At 57.1% G+C, this 18,858-nt stretch carries 10 protein-coding genes; 7 read left to right on the plus strand and 3 right to left on the minus strand.

The genetic code is table 11. The annotated features are described in order from the left end of the window. Positions 1-357: 357 nt before the first annotated feature. On the minus strand, positions 358-570 hold the full coding sequence (locus HQL76_07805) for a hypothetical protein (GenBank protein ID MBF0109062.1): 213 nt from the start codon (positions 568-570) through the stop codon (positions 358-360). A gap of 341 nt (positions 571-911) precedes the next feature. On the opposite strand from HQL76_07805, the gene HQL76_07810 reads away from it, so the two are divergent. After that, entirely contained in the window at positions 912-3,320 is a 2,409-nt protein-coding gene (locus HQL76_07810; GenBank protein ID MBF0109063.1) for a DNA internalization-related competence protein ComEC/Rec2, read from the plus strand. A gap of 13 nt (positions 3,321-3,333) precedes the next feature. Here the strand turns inward: HQL76_07810 and HQL76_07815 are convergent, their stop codons facing one another. Beyond that, positions 3,334-3,549, minus strand: a complete 216-nt coding sequence (locus HQL76_07815; protein MBF0109064.1) for a hypothetical protein — start codon at positions 3,547-3,549, stop codon at positions 3,334-3,336. Positions 3,550-3,673: 124 nt separating this feature from the next. Beyond that, on the minus strand, positions 3,674-5,656 hold the full coding sequence (locus tag HQL76_07820) for a hypothetical protein (GenBank protein MBF0109065.1): 1,983 nt from the start codon (positions 5,654-5,656) through the stop codon (positions 3,674-3,676). A gap of 310 nt (positions 5,657-5,966) precedes the next feature. Between HQL76_07820 and HQL76_07825 the strand changes: the two genes are divergently transcribed. The 6 genes from HQL76_07825 to HQL76_07850 all read left to right on the plus strand — a co-directional run bounded on the left by HQL76_07825 (position 5,967) and on the right by HQL76_07850 (position 18,769). Then, a complete protein-coding gene (locus HQL76_07825; GenBank protein MBF0109066.1) occupies positions 5,967-6,578 on the plus strand; it encodes a response regulator in 612 nt (203 codons plus the stop codon). 191 nt (positions 6,579-6,769) lie between these two features. Next, positions 6,770-10,111, plus strand: a complete 3,342-nt coding sequence (locus tag HQL76_07830; GenBank protein MBF0109067.1) for a PAS domain S-box protein — start codon at positions 6,770-6,772, stop codon at positions 10,109-10,111. Positions 10,112-10,130: 19 nt separating this feature from the next. After that, positions 10,131-11,387, plus strand: coding sequence for an extracellular solute-binding protein (locus HQL76_07835; GenBank protein ID MBF0109068.1), 1,257 nt, complete (start codon positions 10,131-10,133; stop codon positions 11,385-11,387). Positions 11,388-11,424: 37 nt separating this feature from the next. After that, on the plus strand, positions 11,425-14,289 hold the full coding sequence (locus tag HQL76_07840; protein MBF0109069.1) for a response regulator: 2,865 nt from the start codon (positions 11,425-11,427) through the stop codon (positions 14,287-14,289). A 5-nt stretch (positions 14,290-14,294) separates the two neighbouring features. Then, positions 14,295-17,648 carry a response regulator gene (locus HQL76_07845; GenBank protein MBF0109070.1) on the plus strand — a complete coding sequence of 1,118 codons (3,354 nt, stop codon included), beginning with the start codon at positions 14,295-14,297 and terminating at the stop codon, positions 17,646-17,648. Further along, positions 17,645-18,769, plus strand: coding sequence for a cytosolic protein (locus HQL76_07850; protein MBF0109071.1), 1,125 nt, complete (start codon positions 17,645-17,647; stop codon positions 18,767-18,769). Before HQL76_07845 ends, HQL76_07850 begins: the two co-directional genes overlap by 4 nt. The last annotated feature ends 89 nt before the right edge of the window (positions 18,770-18,858 follow it).

Below are 18,858 nucleotides of genomic sequence, written 5' to 3' on the forward strand. Positions count from 1 at the left end.
GAAGGACGACAGGAGGGACGACAGGAGGGACGACAGGAAGAAGCCACCTCCATGCTTCTCAATCAGATGCGTCACAAGTTTGGTCAGATACCAGACTGGGTAAACGACAAGGTACGATCGGCAAGTCTGGAACTCATCGGGACATGGAGTAAGAACATCTTGTTCGCAAATTCCGTGGACGAGGTATTCTCGTCATGACACGGACCATCGGACAAAAGCGCACATGCGATTCTTCCTAAAGACATGGCGTTGAAGTCCCCATCAACGGCCATCGCCTTCCAGATTGGAAGTGGAATTGCGCCCCTGCTTAGGACCCGGTGACGCATCCGCCCTGACCCCGAACCGCCGTGAACCAGGTCATTGATGGGGGTGGACCCGGCGTTTCCAAAACATGATTTTGCCGCAATGGGCACACTTTTTGACCGTGGCAAGATAGTAAATCAGCCCGATCACGGCAAACATGGGAAACAAAATGCGCACGGCGGCGATCATGGGTCCCATGCGCACATCCTCGCGGATCAGGTCGGCATAATTGCTCGACAACCCCAGAAGGGTAACCCCCATGATCATCAGTCCTCCAATAAATATGAGAACACGACTCTTGAGCAGGGGTTTGGATTGGTGATTCATGGTTGGGCTGCCTCTTCGAGAATAGTTCCAGGGTGGCGGGTCAGGACATCCAAACCGTCTTCATCGGGATCGTTTTTTTATTGTGTCTTTATCGCACGCCGATCCTCCTTGACGACATGCTAACATGGTTCAATCATGAAGCAAGGAAAAAATCATTTTCAGATGAATGATTTACCATTATCTTTCTTTCTTGGGGTATAAATGGAACTGCTTGCGGACTCTTTACGAAAACCCTTTCTTTCCTTAAAAAAACAACTCCGCGAACAATGAATCGACCCGACATGCGGGCATCGATGACCGACTGGGAAGGGAACGCATCACCCCCTTCAGCAGATCAAAACGCCCCCTCCCGCACCGCAGCGGGTGGAGCGGCGCTCTTTCTGTGCGGCATGATCACCATTCTATTGTCATGGTTTTTCATTCATGACGAAATCGACGTTCCTCCGGTGGTTGCGAGCGGAGCGTTATCGTTCTTTTTTCTTTGGACGCAAATTGCAAAAAAAGGTTCCCTTTGGCCCGCCCCCGCCGGAATCGCGGCAGGTTTTTTTGCCATCGGTTTCAATATCACCGATCCCGGAGCGCTGCCCGATGAAGCCTATGGACCGATGCTCCGGCTCCGGGGAACGGTTCATGATCGCGTCGATCGTCGGGACTCGGTCGTCCTGGAACTGACCCGGCTGGAATGCCCCGACCAGGGATGGGCCAGTGATGCCTGGATTCGCCTGACCGGAAAAGTGGAATCCATCGGTCCGGTGGTCCCGGGAGACCGGATCGAGGCAGTCGTGCGGCTGCGGCGTCCCGAAGGACACCAGGCCCCCGGGGTTCTGGATTACGGCAAATGGTTGCGCCGTCACGGCCATGTTGCCACCGGTTGGGTCGGGAAAACTCCGGTCTCGACCATCGCCTGGGACGGCGGCGCCTATTGGAATCGCCAGCGCAACAAAATTTCCCATTGGATCATGGAACGGTTGCCGGCAGTCAGTGAAGGCCTGGCCGAGGGACTTCTCGTTGGAAAACGGGGGCTGGTCGGAACAGAACTCAACGAAGCCCTTCAGGTCACGGGAACCTACCATCTTCTGGCCATATCGGGGCAACACCTGTCGATGGTGGCGGGATGGAGTTTTCTCGTCCTGCGCTGGTTGCTGACCTTCATCATTCCCGCGTCGCGACGATGGGACATGAAAAAAATCGCGGCCATTCTTTCCTTCCCGCCGCTCCTGGTCTACAGCCAGTTGGCGGGCTGGTCGGTTTCGACGCAACGGGCCACCCTGGCCACCGGTCTGGTGTTGCTCGGTTTTCTCGTGTGGCGTCGGAGTCTGGGCGTCAACACCATGATCCTCTCCGCCATCCTGATCCTGTTCTTCTGGCCCGAGGAATTGTTTGGGGCGGGATTTCATCTGACCTATGTCGCGGTGGTGGCGCTGCTTTTTTTCTTCCATTCCATCCCTTATGGTGGAACCTACCGGCGCCGGATGTTCTGGATGGCCGCCCTGACCTTGTTCATGAGTCTCGCCACCGCTCCAATCGTCGCCTATCATTTCCATCGGTTCGCCCCCTATGGATTTCCGGCCAATCTGTTTGCGATCCCCTGGATCGGCTTCGTCTCCCTGCCGCTCGGATTCGCGGCATTGGCGACACAACCGATTCTGCCCTGGTTGTCCAACTGGCTGCTCGACGGAATGGGATTGAGTCTGGAGGTCTTTGTCCTCTGGATCGAAGGGTTGTCCCGCTTGCCCCACGCCTGGCAACGTCTTCCGGGACCATCACTTTGGGGAATTTCCCTGAGTTTGGCCCTCCTCGCCGCCTGTTTCATCCTCCCCTGGAAACGTGGACGAAGCGGATTGGCGGCACTGGCGGCACTGGCCTTGTTCTGGCCCCGAGGCACCCCTCCACCCGGAAGATTGCACGTCGCCTGTCTCGATGTCGGTCAGGCGATGGCGGCGGTGGTCCGCGGACCGGACAACGAATGGATGGTCATCGACGCGGGTGGGGTGGACACACCCCGGTTCAACGTGGGCGAGGGGGTGATTTCACCCTATCTTTGGCACCACGGGGTTCATTCCCTCGCACGTATCGTGATCAGCCATCCTGAACAGGACCACATGGCGGGCGCCCTCGCCCTGCTGCGTAATTTCCACGTCCGCGAACTTTGGCTCGGCTTTTTTCCCGAACAGGAAACAAACCGAATCTTCTACCGCCGCATCATTCGATACGCCGAAAACCATGGCGTCAAACTCCACAGAATCGATTCAGCGCTGGAAAGAAAATCCCTCATGACCGTGAACGCCGTATCACCCCGCGTCACGGGAACAGGAACAGAGGTCAACGATCGCTCGCTGATCGTCACCATCACCCTTGGCCAACAGCGATTCCTCTTTCCGGGAGACATCGAGGCCCGCGGCGAACGATGGTTTCTCGACCAGGACCCCGCCGTCCCGTTCACGGTGGTCGTCGCCCCCCACCATGGCAGCATCACCTCCAGTTCCCAACGATTTGTCACCACGCTCGCGGCGCAACACGTCGTCTTCAGCAGCGATGCCTCCCGCAACCGGAACATCCCTCATCCACGGGTCCTCGACCGATGGCAGCGATCAGGCGCCCGCCCGTGGCGCACCGACACGGCGGGAACCATCATCTGGGAAGCGGACGGGGAACAACTCTGGTTTCAACCACCCGACCGCGGCGGTTGAACCTGACAACGGTTCAGTGAAAAGAAAGACATCCAGGGACAATCCGCCAGACGCCCGCATCCCGGTCCTCCTCGCGGCATACCGGTTCGGGACGACCACTCCGCGTCAGTTCGTCAAAAATCGTCAGCGCATCCTCCATGCGCCGAATGTCGGAAACCAACTCCTGGGCGTCAATGGCGCGGGCGATGGCATAGCTGTCTTTCTTGATGAGAATTTGCAGGGGAATCATGGAACAACTCCATTGGTTCGATGGGCCACGGTCCATCGTCGGTCGGTTGGCGATCTTGATCGAACACTAAAAGTTAAAGCAAAAAACATACCAAACGACCGAAAACCGTATCCCTCCACCAGGATCAAAACCGTTCAAACGAATCCGCCTCGGCCAGCAACGCCGGTTCGGAACGGGGAGCCACCCCCCCTCTCGTTCCGGAAAGCGCCGTCCCGGCCACACCCGTCCGTCCCGGCGAAATGGCCCCCGAAGTATGCCCCGTCCTGAAAAAGCGGATGGAATTGGCGAGGATCTCCGCCTGGGAAGACAATTCCTCCGCCGTCGCCGCCATCTCTTCCGAAGACCCGGCATTTTGTTGAATCGCCAAATCCAACTGCTGCAACGCCTGGTTGACCTGGGAAATCCCCTGATTCTGCTCCGAACTGGCGGCGGCGATCTCCTGGATCAGTTCGGCGGTCTTGCCGATGTCCGGAACCAGTTTTTCGATGATTTGCCCCGCCTTCTCGGCAACCTGCACACTCGAAGAGGACAAATGGCTGATTTCCCCCGCCGCCTGCTGGCTCCGTTCGGCCAGCTTCCGGACCTCGGCCGCAACCACCGCAAATCCCTTGCCATGCTCCCCCGCCCGCGCCGCCTCGATGGCTGCATTCAATGCCAGAAGGTTGGTCTGACGTGAAATTTCCTCGATGATGGAAATCTTGCCGGCGATCTCCTTCATCGCCGCCACTGCCTGTTTGACGGCATCCCCACCTTCCCGGGCATCGTTGGACGCACGAGAGGCCAAGGTATCGGTGGTTTGGGCATTGTCGGTGTTCTGCTGCACATTGGCCCCCATTTCCTCCATGGCCGCGGAGGTCTCCTCGACCGAGGCCGCCTGTAGGGTGGTTGCTTCGGACAATTTCTGCGCGGCATCCGACATTTCATTGCTCCCCGCCGCCACCTGTTGCGACGCGGCCATGATTTCCCCAACGACCTTCAACAGATTCATCTTCATCCCCTGAATGGCGTTGGTGATCTGTCCCAGTTCGTCGTTCCGATTCAAGATGCACTCGACCGTCAAATCGCCCTGACCGATTTCATGAATGTTGCCCTTGCAGGTATGCAGCGGCTGCACGATGTCTTGCGTCAAAAACCAACCCAGAACGATGGATACCAGAAACGCGGCGATCATGGCGACAATCAGGAACGTCGAGGAATCTCCAAACACCTCATCGGCCCGTTTCATCGCCGCGTCCATTTCGCCCGCCACCACCTCCTCCAGATGCTCCAGGGCCGAATGGAGCTTGTCCCCCGATGCGTCAAGCTGCTGCATGTTTTCCCGCGCCAGGGACCGGGCCGCCAGGGCCTGGTCCTTGTTGTCCATGATGGCCAGACTGTCGGTAACGAATTGGACATATCCACTCTGAATCTCGTTTGGCAACCGTTGTTGCAATCCTTCGAAGTCCTCCTTCAATGTTTGAAATTCCTTGCGCAATTCCCGGGTCCCATCCCCCTGCGTCAGCCCCTGGTATTTCTCGACCAGCCCCTTCTGTTCGAACAGGATCGCCTTGGATTCCATGGCGGCGTCAACCCGAGGATCCACGGCAACCTCGCGGGTGATCGACTCCTCATGGCGCAACAACAGATCCCGCATCCGACCGGCCTGGGTATCGTAGCGGGAAGAAATGGCCGCTCTCGCCGATTCCAGGGTGGCATACCCTTTCTGCGCCACCATCAACCGTTGCGCCATTTCGCTCGATGCAGTCAGGTTTCCCATCTGCTCCCTGGCCATCCGGGCAATCGTTTCACTCCCCTTCGTCTCCAAAGCGCGCAGATTTTCTCCCAGACCGGTCACCGACGCGCCATGGCTCTTGGCGATCGCTTCCTGGGCCCCCGGTTCGTCGGCCAACAAAAACTCCCCCATCAGGTCACGCATCGACACCATGTCGATGATCGCCTCCATGGCGGCATCCGCCAGGGGAACCTTTTCTTCGAAAATCAGGTCCGCCTCCCGCATCAATCCCCCAAGGCTTCGCAACCCAAGCCCCCCCATCAATGCCCCGATGAGGGCCACCAGAATGAAACCGGACAACAATTTGGTACCAACCTTGAAATCGGAAAAGCGCATTTCCCCCTCCTGAACAATGATTAATATTTTTTTATATTGTTTTCGCGATTATCCTGCCGAAGCATTCATTGCGGCAAGGAACTTTTTCCGTGCGAATCATGTTTACCTTTGACAATTTAAACAATAACTTAGTGTAAAAGCAATGCTGAAACAACCATGATTTCATCATTTTTCTTGTATTATATTTTTCATGTATTTTACGAATTACACAATTTACATACTTTGCACATTTATTCTATAGTGACAGAGTTCTTTTCCAATCGAACCCATGATCGCAACGATGCAAAAGGACCCGATCCGGGAAATCACGATGGCGTCAATCCTTTCTCCCGAGCCTGAACAGGTTGTCACGGTCGGCGAGGCGTCGCTCCTCCTCGGCGTATCGCGACGGACGATTCACAATTGGCTCGAACGGAACACACTGAAATTCTGGAGAACGCCCGGTGGGCATGTCCGTATCGCCCGCGCCTCGGTGAATGATCTCCTCGAAGATCGCCAACGACAGCTCGACCGCCAGGATCAATCGACCCACTGTTGTGTTCTCGTCGTGGACGACGATCCGACGATTGTGGACTACTATGTTTCAAGCGTGGAACACTGGGGACTGCCGGTCCAGCTGGAGACGGCGGAAAACGGGTTCCAGGGTTTGATCCAACTGGCCCGGAAACGTCCCGATCTGATATTGACCGACCTGCGCATGCAGGGAATGGATGGTTTCGAACTGATCCGGCATCTCCAGTCCCGTGACGATTTTCAGGCGTTGCGCATGGTCGTGGTCACCGAACTGAGCCAAGAGACAATCCAGGAACGTGGGGGATTGCCCGAGGGAATCCTGAAACTGGACAAGCCCCCCCCCATGGATCGGATCCGGGCGATCATCGAGGAAATCCTGACCTCTCAAAAATCTGGAAAATGTTCGTGATGACCGGTTCGTTTCATGGCGGACGTCCAATCGGATTCCATCGGGAATCCATCGAGGGGGAGAGCAAAAATGTCGCAGTACCCATCACGCCCAGGGCGCCGGAAAAAAGCAACCTCGAATGCCCGAACGAATGATCGCGCCACCGGGCCTCGCTTCATCCCGGAATCGATCACCCGGTCCGAGGTGCAATCATGATCAGGATCACGGGGCAACGCCTGTCGAACGGCATCGGTATCATCTATTTCACGCTGATCGTGATTATGTTTTTGATATTGAACACCTGGTTCACCCTTTCCGATCATCGCAAGGCACTCACGGAAACGCATCACCATCACATTCAGGAAGAATTGACACTCATCGGGAACCTTGTTCGGGAAGCCTATGTCCATGGCGACCTGGTCAACGTCAAGAACATCCTGGTTCGATGGGGCGAAGCCCGCCGGGAAATCGCGTCCATCACTCTCAAATCTCCCGATGGTGTCCCATCGGTCGAATTTCACCGGGAAATCACTCATGACCGGGTTCTGTACCATCAAGAGACAATCTTGTCGAACGACCGGGTCGTCTTCCAACTGGAAATTGGTCACGATCTCGACATCATGGATCACGACATCGCCCAGATGGAGGGAAAGATCGGTCTGTTGACCGTTTTCCTGACGGGGGCGATGGGACTGGCGCTATGGCTGATCCTGCGTATTTTGTCGATGCGCCCCCTGGAACAGGAAATCCTTCGCCGCGAACTGACGGAACGGACGCTGCTTCAAGCCCAGAAGGATCATCACATCATCTTCGAATCGGTCGGGGCCATGATCTGGTTTCTCGATCGTCAACTGCAAATCCGCCAGGTCAACACACTCGCCGCCACCCTCACCGGCAACAAACCGGAGGAGATCATCGGCAAAACCGCCTTCGACCTGTTTCCCGGAGAGTTTGCCCGCAAATATCATGAAGACAATCAACGAGTCATAGACAGCGCCATTCCCATGCTGGGCATCATCGAGGCCGCTCCCCTCGCCACGGGGGAAGTGCATTGGTTCCGGACCGACAAGGTTCCCTATCTGGATGAACACAACCAGGTCGTCGGCATCACGGTCATCGCCAAGGACATCACCGACATCAAGGAAATGGAGGTCCGGTTTCGCAAAAGCGAGGAACGCTACCGGCAACTTTTCGAAAACAGCCCCGATGGTCTCTTGATCGCCGATCATGAAACCGGCCAGATCGAGACAGTCAACCTGAAAATGGCCAACATGATGGGGTATGATCGCCATGAAATGCCCGGTCTGCCGGTCCCGGTCCTTTCCATGGACCCCGACGAAACCCGAAAAGCCCTTCGGGAACTTCCCGAGGCACGTCATCTCCATATTCCCCTGAGGAAGGGACGGCGAAAAAACGGAACGATCCTGCCCCTGGAAATCACCGTTTGGACATTCCTGGAGGAAAACCGGCTGAAGTTTACCGGAAGTTTTCGCGACATCAGTCGCAAGCTGGCCATCGAGGAGACATTGAAGGACCTGCATTACCGCAATGAATTGATTCTCAGCGCCGCGGGTGAAGGCATTCATGGAATGAATGAAAAGGGGGAAACAATTTTCATCAACCCGGCGGGGGCACGAATGCTCGGGCGACGTCCGGAAGAGGTGATCGGTCGGGAAAGCCACGCCCTGGTGCATCACAGTCACCCCGATGGCACGCCATTCCCCGAAGATCGATGCCCCATTTACGCCACCTTCCGCGATGGTCGTCTGCGCCATGTCGAGGAGGATTATTTCTGGCGCGCCGACGGCACCGGTTTTCCGGTGGAATATGTCTCCTCTCCGATGATGGACGATGGCCGGATCACCGGCGCGGTCGTGGTGTTTCGCGACATTTCGGAACGGTTGCGGATGGAAAAGGAACTCAAGACCAGCCAGGAACGGTTCAAACGTCTTTCCGATTCTGCCTTCGAAGGGATTGTCATCATCGAGGATGGCATCATCCGCGATGGCAACGCCGCCTTTGCGAAACTTTTTGGTTGCACACTTCAAGAAATGCTTACGACCAGTCCCCTGCAATGGATCGCCGCCGAGGAACAAACACGGGTCGCGGCGTACATGAACGATGGGTTTTCCGAACCCTACGCCACGGTCGGACTGAAAAAGGACGGATCGGCCATCGATCTGGAAATGCAGGGCAGCACGACCTGCCTCGAAGGAAAAACGATTCGGATCACCGCCGTGCGTGACATCACTGCCGCCAAACAGGCCGAGATGGAACTGCGACAGGCCCACGAGGCCCTGAGACTGGCCAAAGAGGCGGCGGAAGAGGCCAACCGGGCCAAAAGCCGATTCTTAGCCACCATGAGCCATGACATCCGCACCCCCATGAACGCGGTCCTGGGCATGGGCGAACTGCTGGCCGACAGCGGCCTGACCGATACCCAGCAGAGTTATCTCAAAACACTCAACCGCGCCGGGGAAACCCTGCTGGCGCTGATCGAGGATATTCTCGACCTTTCCAAGATCGAAGCCAATCAATTGAATCTTGAACTCCAACCCTTCGACCTGCATCACCTGGTCTTGAGCGTTCTGGAACTGTTCCACCTTGGCGCCCATGAAAAAGGACTGGACCTGACGCTGGAAATGGATGCGTCGTCCTTGTGGAACGTCCTTGGGGATCAGGACCGGTTGCGTCAGGTTCTGATGAACCTGACCGGAAACGCCATCAAGTTTACCGACCAGGGGGCCATCAACGTCCTGGTGGCACGAGAAGAAGGAGATTTCGTCCGTTTCGAAGTGTCCGATTCCGGCATCGGCATCCCCGTGAACCGTCTGGAATCAATCTTCGATCCCTTCTGTCAGGGAGAGGCCTCCATCGCCCGCCGTTATGGCGGTACCGGCCTGGGGTTGACCATCTGCCAACGACTGGTGCATCTGATGGGAGGGACGATCGAGGTCGAAAGCACCCCTGGCCTTGGCAGTCGGTTTCATTTCACTGCCCGCCTTCCCCCCGTTTCAGCGCCCCTCGCCCGCCACGACGATCCCCCTGGGCCCCTCGAACCCGCCGTCATGCCCCCCTCCTCGCCCGCCGATGCGCCCGCCAGGGTGACAAGCGCCCCCGTGTCCCCTCCTTGCGTCCGCCGCGACCGTCTCAACATTCTCCTCGCCGATGACGCCGAGGACAATCGCATGGTCATCGAGGCGTTTCTTTCGCATACCGACCATCGTCTGACCCTCGTGGAGAACGGTCAAATGGCGCTGGAACGGTTTCAGGAGGAATCCTTCGACCTGGTCTTCATGGATATCGAGATGCCGGTGATGGATGGCCTGACGGCAACGCGCAACATACGTCTATGGGAAATGATCGAGGGATTGCACCGGGTCCCGGTCGTCGCCCTGACGGCCCACGCCATGAAAGAGGAAACCCGGCGCATCCTCGAAGCGGGATGTGATCTGCATCTGACCAAGCCGGTACGGAAAAGAAGCATTTTCCGTCTGCTGCAGGCCTTGACCGACGGTACCCCCCTGGAGTTGGAGAACGACGATGAATCATGATTCGATGCCATCCGGACCCATGTCGCGGCGGCGTTTTCTCAAGGATGCGGCAACGGCCCTGGCCGGTGGCGCGACATTGATGCATGCTCCCTTTGTCCATACCGCCCCCCGGCAACCCCTCCGCGTCCTGGGAACGGAGGTCACGCTTCGGGAGGACATCAGGCGCCGCGCCCAGAATGATCTTGGTTTTCCCATCGTCTTCGAGACCGGCGGCAGCGCCCGGGTCCAGCAGAAGGCCTCCGCCCGGCCCTATTCTTTCGACATCTACGAGCAATGGTCGAACTCGATGAACATTCTGTGGCGGGGCAACGCCATCAAACCCATCGAGATCGCCCGTCTCAAACTCTGGAACGAGGTCAATCCGCTCACCAAAACCGGACGACTCACCCCCGAGGCCTCGGTCGGTCTTGGCGATGCCCCCCATAAACTGCTCCATGTCCAACCCAATGGCGAACTCGGGTCCAAGGAAACGGAATGGATCAGTTTTCTCCCCTACGTCCACAATACCGATTCCTTCGGTTACGATACCCGGACGATTCCCAAAGCCCCCGCCTATCATGGCGAAAGCTGGCGCTGGCTGCTCGATGAACGGTGGCATGGCAAGGTGGCGGTCGTGAGTGAACCCACCATCGGCATCTTCGACATGGCGCTGGCCGCCGAAGCGATGGGTTTGATGGTTTTTTCCGACATGGGCAACATGACCGAAGCGGAAGTGGATCAGTTGTTCGACATTCTGATCCCGATGAAACGCAAGGGACACTTCCGCGGCTTCTGGAATTCGGTTCCCGAATCGAGCGAATACCTGGCCTCGGGACTGGCGGTGGTCGCCAGCATGTTCTCCCCGGCGGTGAGCGACCTGAACGAGCGGGGGATACCGGCGGTCTATGCCGCCCCCAGGGAAGGCTACCGCGCCTGGCATGGGGTGATGTGCCTGTCCTCCCGTACCACCGGTCGGGTTCAGGACATGGCCTATGAATACATGAACTGGTGGCTCGACGGCTGGGCCGGGGCTTATGTCGCCCGACAGGGATACTATATCTCGATCCCCGAACGGATCCGTCCCCATGTGACCCAGGCGGAATGGGACTACTGGTACGAAGGAAAGCCCGCGGCGGAAGATCTTCGCGGCCCGAACGGACAGGTGTGCGTGCGCCAGGGGTCGATCAGAAACGGTGGTTCCTACTGGCAACGGTTTTCCCACGTCGCCGTCTGGAACACCGTCATGGATACCTACGAATACATACTCCCCCGCTGGCATGAATTTCTTTTGGCGTGAAAACCATGCGTCATGACACCATCTGGAGCCACGACCGATGATCCACCTGCCGAACCATTTCAATCCAACCATCGGCGTCCGGATTTTTCTCGGGTTCGGCGTGGTCATGACCCTGTTTTCCGGCCAGGCCCTGGTCAGCAATCTGGGATTCGACACGGTGGTCAACCATTTTTCCCATTATGGCAAGACCAGCAAGGAGGTGCGGGACATTCTGGAGATCGAACGCATCGTCCTCGATCTTCAGCGCGCCGTCCTGGGCTTCACCCATTCGGGTTATTCCGGGGTGGCGGACAAAGTGCGCGATCTGCAACAGGTTCTCTCCCGCCAGATGGCGACGGTCAATCGTACCCTGACCGATCCGATTCGCAGCGACATCATGCGGCGGATGGAAGACCATTTCCAACAATATGCGGAAAGTTTCGAATCGGCGGTCGAGGAACGCCGCCTGAGGGATCGGATTGCCCTGGAAAAACTCGATGCGATCGGCAACAAGGCTTCCGACCTGTTGGGAGAAATCCACGAACAACTGCGGCGAAAAGGTGATTTTGGCGGAAGCATGCTGGTCGGAGCGGCGCAAAAGGAATTGTTGCTGACACAGCAGAACGCCCTCCATTTCATGATTCAACCCAATGCCCGCCTGGTTCGGGAAAACAAACAACGGTTGACCAGACTCGACGAATCCATGAAACCGCTGATCGAGCATCTGGAACGGGAAAACAGTCGCGCCGATGTCGAAAGGATCCAACTGCAATCGGGCGAATTCGAACAGGCATTCCTTGAAATGGTGGGGGCGACGCGGGCCTACATGCACCTGGTCTATGTGGTCCTGGCCAGCGAGGCGGCGGAAATCGCCCGGCTGGCCCGGGAACTCAAGGGGCTGTCCCTGCACGAGCAATCGAAGGTGGAAACCGACATCACCGATTCGATCACCCATTCCCAGTGGATCAGCCAGGGAGTCTCCCTGACAGCCATCCTGATGGGATTTTTCATGGCCTGGAGGATCACCCGCGGTACCGCGCAACCCATCCGCGACATGACCCGGACCCTGACCGACCTGGCCCGGGGAAAAAAAGATGCGGAAATCCCCGGACAGGGACGGGGCGATGAAATCGGGGCCATGGCCATGGCGGCCCATGTCTTCAAGGAAAAGGCCATGGAACTGGAGCACGCGAGCCAGTACAAATCCGAGTTCCTGGCCAACATGTCGCATGAGCTGCGCACCCCGCTCAACAGCCTGTTGATCCTGGCGCGCCTGCTGTCGGCCAACGAATCGGGCAACCTGACCGACGAACAGGTGGAATCGGCCCGGGTCATTCATGAAAGCGGCGCCGATTTGTTGCGACTGATCAACGATATTCTCGACCTTTCCAAGGTCGAGGCGGGACGGATGGACATCGTGGTCGAAAACCGGACCTTCTCCGACCTTATCCAGGGACTCCAACGGATGTTCCGCCCCATCGCGGAACAAAGAAACCTGGCGTTCGAAACGAATATTCACCCCGCCATTCCGGAAGCGCTGTTGACCGACTGGGGCAAGGTGGAACAGATCCTGAGAAATTTTCTGTCCAATGCCTGCAAATTCACCCATGAGGGCAACGTCCGCCTTCTGGTCGAACCCGCCGGGAAAAACAGGGTGTTCATGAACCAAAATCTCAAGCCGGGCACGACCCTGGCCCTCACCGTCGCCGACACGGGGATCGGAATTCCGGAGGACAAGAGAGAACAGATTTTCGAGGCGTTCCGCCAGGCGGACGGCACCACCAGCCGCAAATATGGCGGCACGGGACTGGGATTGTCCATTTCGCGGAAACTCTGCGACCTGATCGGCGGAGAAATCCAGGTCACAAGCATGGAGGGGGAAGGCTCGGAGTTCAGTCTTTTTTTGCCGATGGAACTTCCGCGACACCTGCAAAAAGCGGTCATCGGCCAACCGCTCGATGCCACCCCTCTCGACGCGGCGGCGCTGAAACGAGTGGCGGGTTTCCGGGACATGAGCCGCACCCTTCTTCTGGTCGATGACGACCCACGAAACCTTTTTGCCCTGAAGAAAATCCTGTCCACCCGCGTGGGACGGATCCTGACCGCCACCAACGGTCGGGAAGCCCTTGATACCCTTTCCGAAGCCATCGAGGTGGATCTGGTGCTCATGGACCTGATGATGCCGGTCATGAATGGTTACGATGCCATTCTGGCGATTCGCAAACAACCCCGGTTTGCCAATCTGCCGATCATCGCCCTGACCGCCAAGGCAATGCCCGAAGATCGTGACAAATCCCTGGCGGTGGGGGCCAGCGAATTTCTCACCAAACCGGTCCGCGAGGAAAAACTTGTCCTGGCCCTTTGCGAACAGATGGGCGATCCCCGTCCCGCCCCGTCACCCGCCGCTCCGGCGATCCTTGCGGCAAGCGACTCAAGCCTCCTGGAAACCAGGGCAACGACGGATGCCACGGAATCGGAGATGCCCCAGGACAACCCGGCGGGTCCCATTGAGAAAAAACCCATCACGGTATTGATCGTCGATGACGACATGAAAAACACCTTTTCCCTGACCCGGGTGCTGCAAAAGCGGGTCGAACGGGTATTGATGGCCGGAGACGGACTGGAGGCATTGAAGAAACTGGAAAAGGACCAGGAGGTCGATATCATCCTCATGGACCTGATGATGCCGATCATGGACGGATACGCGGCCATCCAGGAGATCCGGAAACGCCCCGCCATTCAGGCCATTCCGATCATTGCCCTCACCGCCCGGACCCTTCCCGAGGATCGAAAACGGTGCCTGGAAGCGGGGGCCAACGATCTGCTGCTCAAACCGGTGGAACTGGAAACACTGCTCGACACCATTTTCATTCATGGAGATCCGCGTCGGAACAAAGTGATCCGGGAACGTGCAAAGGCCTGAAGGCAATGAACACCAACGAACTGCCCAGAATTCTCATCGTCGATGACACGCCGGCCAACCTGCACGCTTTTTCCCGGTTGCTCTCCCGGTTGCCCGCCGACATCGTGACGGCGCCCAGCGGCAACGCGGCATTGCGCGAAATTGCCAGGCACTCCATCGCCCTGCTGCTCCTGGACGTGGACATGCCCGAGATGGACGGTTACGAGGTGGCCCGGATGCTCAAGGAGGTCGATACGACCGCCGACATCCCCATCATTTTCATCACCGCCGCCTACCGTGACGATCAACATCAGTTGCGGGGTTACCACTCCGGCGGCATCGATTATGTCGAGAAACCCATCAATGACGAAATTCTCCTGGCGAAGGTTTCTGTGTTCCTGGAACTCTTTCGTCAGAGGGATGAAATCAAACGATTGAACGCCCAACTCGTGGAACGGGTCGGGGAACTGGAGCGGACACGGAGCCTGCTGCAATTGAGCGAAGAACGTTTCCGTGGCCTGGTCAACAACCTGCCCGCCATCGTGTTCCGCTGTCAGATGGATCGGGATTGGACGATGATCTACATCAGCGACATGGTGGAAGCGATCACCGGCTATCCCCCGTCCGATTTCATCGACAACAGGGTTCGCAGTTTCGCCAGCATCATCCATCCCGACGATACCCAACATGTCGAAGAAACGATCGCTCTGCAAATCCGCCGCCGGCAACCTTATGAAATCGAATACCGCCTCATCGATTCATCGGGAAAAATCCATTGGGTTCATGAGCAGGGCCAAGGTATCGATTATGAGGATGGAAAACCCCGGTGGCTCGACGGGGCGTTGTTTGACACGACGGCCCGCAAGACCGCCGAGCGAGAGCGGATCAAGTTTCAACGAGCGGTCGAGCAGGCCCCGGCCTCGGTGGTCATCACCGACCTCGATGGCAAGATCGAATATGTCAATCCCCGGTTTTGCCAGGTCACCGGATACACCCCCGAAGAGGTCATCGGTCAGAATCCTCGCGTGCTTCAATCGGGCCAGACCGAGAAAAAATTATACGATGATCTGTGGAACAACCTGACCCATAATCAAGAATGGCAGGGAGAATTTCTGAACAAGAAGAAGGATGGCACCCTCTATTGGGAGCTGGCGACGATCCACCCCGTGCGCATGGACCCCAACGGACCGGTCAGCCATTACATCGGAGTCAAGGAAGACATCACCGCCCGAAAGGAGGTGGAACGATCCCTGGAAGAAGCCCGACTCAACGCGGAAGGGGCCAATCGGGCCAAAAGTGAATTTCTGGCGGTCATGAGCCATGAAATCCGAACCCCCATGAACGCCATCGTCGGCATGGCCGACCAGTTGGCGGAAATGAACCTTCCCCCCGACGGCAAACGTTATCTGGAAATCATCCAGCGCAACAGTCACAACCTTTTGGTATTGATCAATGACATTCTCGATCTTTCCCGAATCGAAGCGGGACGAATGCATCTGGAACGTAAACCGTTCGATCTGAAAAAACTCCTGGACACCGTGATCGAGGAATTTCTCCCCCGGGCGCATCGAAAAAATCTGGATCTGACCTGGATGATCGATTCGCGCCTCATCCCGTATCGCAAAGGTGATCCCCAAAGGTTGCGCCAGGTACTGGACAACCTGCTGGGCAACGCCATCAAGTTTACCCGGGAGGGAAGAATCGGCCTGTCGGTGACGATGGTACACGAAAGAGGGGAACGATTGCGCTTTTCCGTGTCCGACACCGGGATTGGCATTCCCAGCGCGCAACAGGAACACATTTTCGCCGCCTTTACCCAGGCCGACAGTTCCACCACCCGGGAATTCGGGGGGACCGGACTTGGCTTGGCCATCTGCAAACGGTTGATCGACAAGATGGAAGGAGAATTATCGGTTGAAAGCCGGGTTGGCAAGGGAAGTCTTTTTTCGTTCATTCTCCCCCTGGAACTCATTGCCCCGGAGGCGTTGGAAGGAAAAGATCATGGGAGCGCCATGCCCCGGGAAAAGGAAGCGGACCCCAGACCGGTGCGACCGCTGCGCATCCTCCTGGCGGAAGATGTCGAAGACAGTATCGCCATCATCCAATCGTTCGTGGAGCCGACCCCCCATCAATTGGAAGTGGTGGAAAACGGCCAACAGGTTGTCCAAAGGGTGCAATCAGGCCGTTTCGACCTGGTGTTGATGGACATTCAACTGCCGCTCATGGACGGACTGGAGGCGACCCGCATGATCCGGCGGTGGGAACGGGAAAACAACCGCCGTCCCCTGCCCATCATGGCACTGACGGCCAATGCCTTGATCGGCGAAGCCAAAAAATCACGTACCGCCGGTTGCGACGCCCATCTGACCAAACCGCTGCGCAAGTCGGAATTCATGGATCTGCTCCTGCGAATCACCAGAAACCTTGAAGAAGGACACGCCGTGGCGGAGCGCGAATGCGCCGCGACCGGAGAAAGGTCGAATGGTTCGAAACCGCCGCCACGGGAATGCTTCCGCATCAATCGACAGCGTTGGCAGGTCATGAAGCAGGATATGGGACCCAACATTTCCCGGATGGTTGGACGGTTTCTGCTGCGGTTGCCCGAACGAATCGAAGTCATCGCCCAACACCTGACGCGAAGACGGTTCGACCAGGTGGCCGAGGAATGCCACAAGCTCAAGGGGGCCTTGGCGACCATGGGAGCGGAACGGATGGAGGACATCTGCGCCAACATGGAACAGATGGCCCGCGAGGAAACGATGAGTTCCCTGGAACCGACGATGGAACGACTGCGGATCGAGGGCAGGGAAACAGCCCGGGAATTGGAACGCCTGATCGCCGCCGAAACGACCCCATCCACGACTTCCGTCGCCACGACCGATCATGAACCCACCACGACCATGGCCGGACTGCCCGTTTTGTCCGTGGCGCCCCAGGATTCGAACCTTCTCGCCGAACCTGTTTCCCCGACCCCATCACCCCCGGATGGCGACGATCTGCCCCTTTTGGTCGTCAACAGTGGCAAACTGGCGCAACTGAGTCAGGACATGGGAGGTTCTATAGGCATTCTCCTGGAAAAATTTCTGGAAACACTCCCAGGACGAATCGCCGCCATCACCCATGCCCTCCGGGAACACGATCATCCGAGCCTGACCCTGGAGGCCCACCGGTTGAAAGGAAGCGCCCTCTCCATTGGCGCCGAGTCTCTGGCCCACCTTTGCCTCGGGCTCGAAAAAATGGGAAGAAACAAGGATACCCCAAAAGACCTGGAGGCCAACCGATGGATCGAAGCGCTCGACAACCGCGCCAAGGCCCTTGCGGAAGTCCTCGAATCGGAACGAAAACGATTGGCCGACCAGGAAAAGGGAATGGTGACATGAGCTGGAACGCGGGTAAGAACAAATATACGAATACCGATCCCCAGAACATGATTTCCCAGGAAAACAATCCGGCCATGCCGGACAATGGCGAAAAAGGTCACCAGGACTCCTTCGATACACCATGGAAGGAGATTCTGGAAACCTGTTTCCAGGATTTTCTGGCATTTTTTCTGCCGGTCGCGCACGATGGCATCGACTGGACAAAGGGCTATGAATTCCTTGACAAGGAGTTGACGCGAATCACCCGCGAAGCCCAGACAGGCAATCGATTCATGGATCGATTGGTCAAGGTCTGGCAAAAAGATGGACAGGAGCGTTGGGTCCTGATTCATGTGGAAATCCAGGGAGATCAGGAAAAAGAATTCCCATCACGGATGTTCACCTATTTTTCCCGTGCCCGCGACCTCAAGCAGTGGCCTGTGGTCGGATTGGCCATCCTGACGGACGAAAACAAAAACTGGCGGCCCAGTGAATTTCGTCAGGAACTCTGGGGCTCCCTGGTGATCTACCGATTCAACATTGTGAAATTGCTGGATTATGCGAATGATCTGGAAACCTTGGAAACATCGGATAATCCCTTTGCCATCGTGACTCTGGCGCACCTGCACGCTAAAATGACCAGAAACCAACCGGAAAAACGCCTGCAAACAAAATGGCGGATCATCCGCAGCCTGTACCAACACCGCTTCACCAGACAGCAGATCATCGATCTGTTTCGGTTTATCGACTGGGTGCTCAGCCTGCCAAACGATGCCGACCAGCGGTTTTGGAAAGAACTGACCAAATTTGAGGAGACTCGGAACATGCCGTACATCACGAGCGTTGAGAGAATTGGGATGGAAAAGGGCTTCCAGCAGGGCATCCAACAGGGCATCCAGCAGGGCATCCAGATCGGCGAGCAGCGCGGAGAGCAGCGCGGAGAGCAGCGCGGAGAGCAACGAGGAGAACAACGAGGAACGTTGAATGGTATGATTGAAATCTTGTTGGACCAACTCCAGGAAAAGTTTGGCCCGGTACCCGAATGGGGGTCTTCCAAACTTGCCGAAGCGGACCAGGACACCCTGAAAAGGTGGAGCAAACGGATTCTCGGTGCGGAAAAAATCGAGCAGATTTTCCAGTGATCCCTGGTGCGACCTGCCGCCGACATCGCGGCCAGGAACTGTTGATCGGACATGAAAATGGTTTCCGGCCCAGGCGTTGACATGACCTG

Source organism: Magnetococcales bacterium (assembly GCA_015228815.1).
Lineage (GTDB): Bacteria > Pseudomonadota > Magnetococcia > Magnetococcales > UBA8363 > UBA8363.

Bases quoted from the DNA above. Each gene is read 5' to 3' on its own strand.
- HQL76_07805 (MBF0109062.1), bottom strand. From the start codon at position 570: ATGATCATGGGGGTTACCCTTCTGGGGTTGTCGAGCAATTATGCCGAC.
- HQL76_07810 (MBF0109063.1), top strand. From the start codon at position 912: ATGCGGGCATCGATGACCGACTGGGAAGGGAACGCATCACCCCCTTCA.
- HQL76_07815 (MBF0109064.1), bottom strand. From the start codon at position 3,549: ATGATTCCCCTGCAAATTCTCATCAAGAAAGACAGCTATGCCATCGCC.
- HQL76_07820 (MBF0109065.1), bottom strand. From the start codon at position 5,656: ATGCGCTTTTCCGATTTCAAGGTTGGTACCAAATTGTTGTCCGGTTTC.
- HQL76_07825 (MBF0109066.1), top strand. From the start codon at position 5,967: ATGGCGTCAATCCTTTCTCCCGAGCCTGAACAGGTTGTCACGGTCGGC.
- HQL76_07830 (MBF0109067.1), top strand. From the start codon at position 6,770: ATGATCAGGATCACGGGGCAACGCCTGTCGAACGGCATCGGTATCATC.
- HQL76_07835 (MBF0109068.1), top strand. From the start codon at position 10,131: ATGTCGCGGCGGCGTTTTCTCAAGGATGCGGCAACGGCCCTGGCCGGT.
- HQL76_07840 (MBF0109069.1), top strand. From the start codon at position 11,425: ATGATCCACCTGCCGAACCATTTCAATCCAACCATCGGCGTCCGGATT.
- HQL76_07845 (MBF0109070.1), top strand. From the start codon at position 14,295: ATGAACACCAACGAACTGCCCAGAATTCTCATCGTCGATGACACGCCG.
- HQL76_07850 (MBF0109071.1), top strand. From the start codon at position 17,645: ATGAGCTGGAACGCGGGTAAGAACAAATATACGAATACCGATCCCCAG.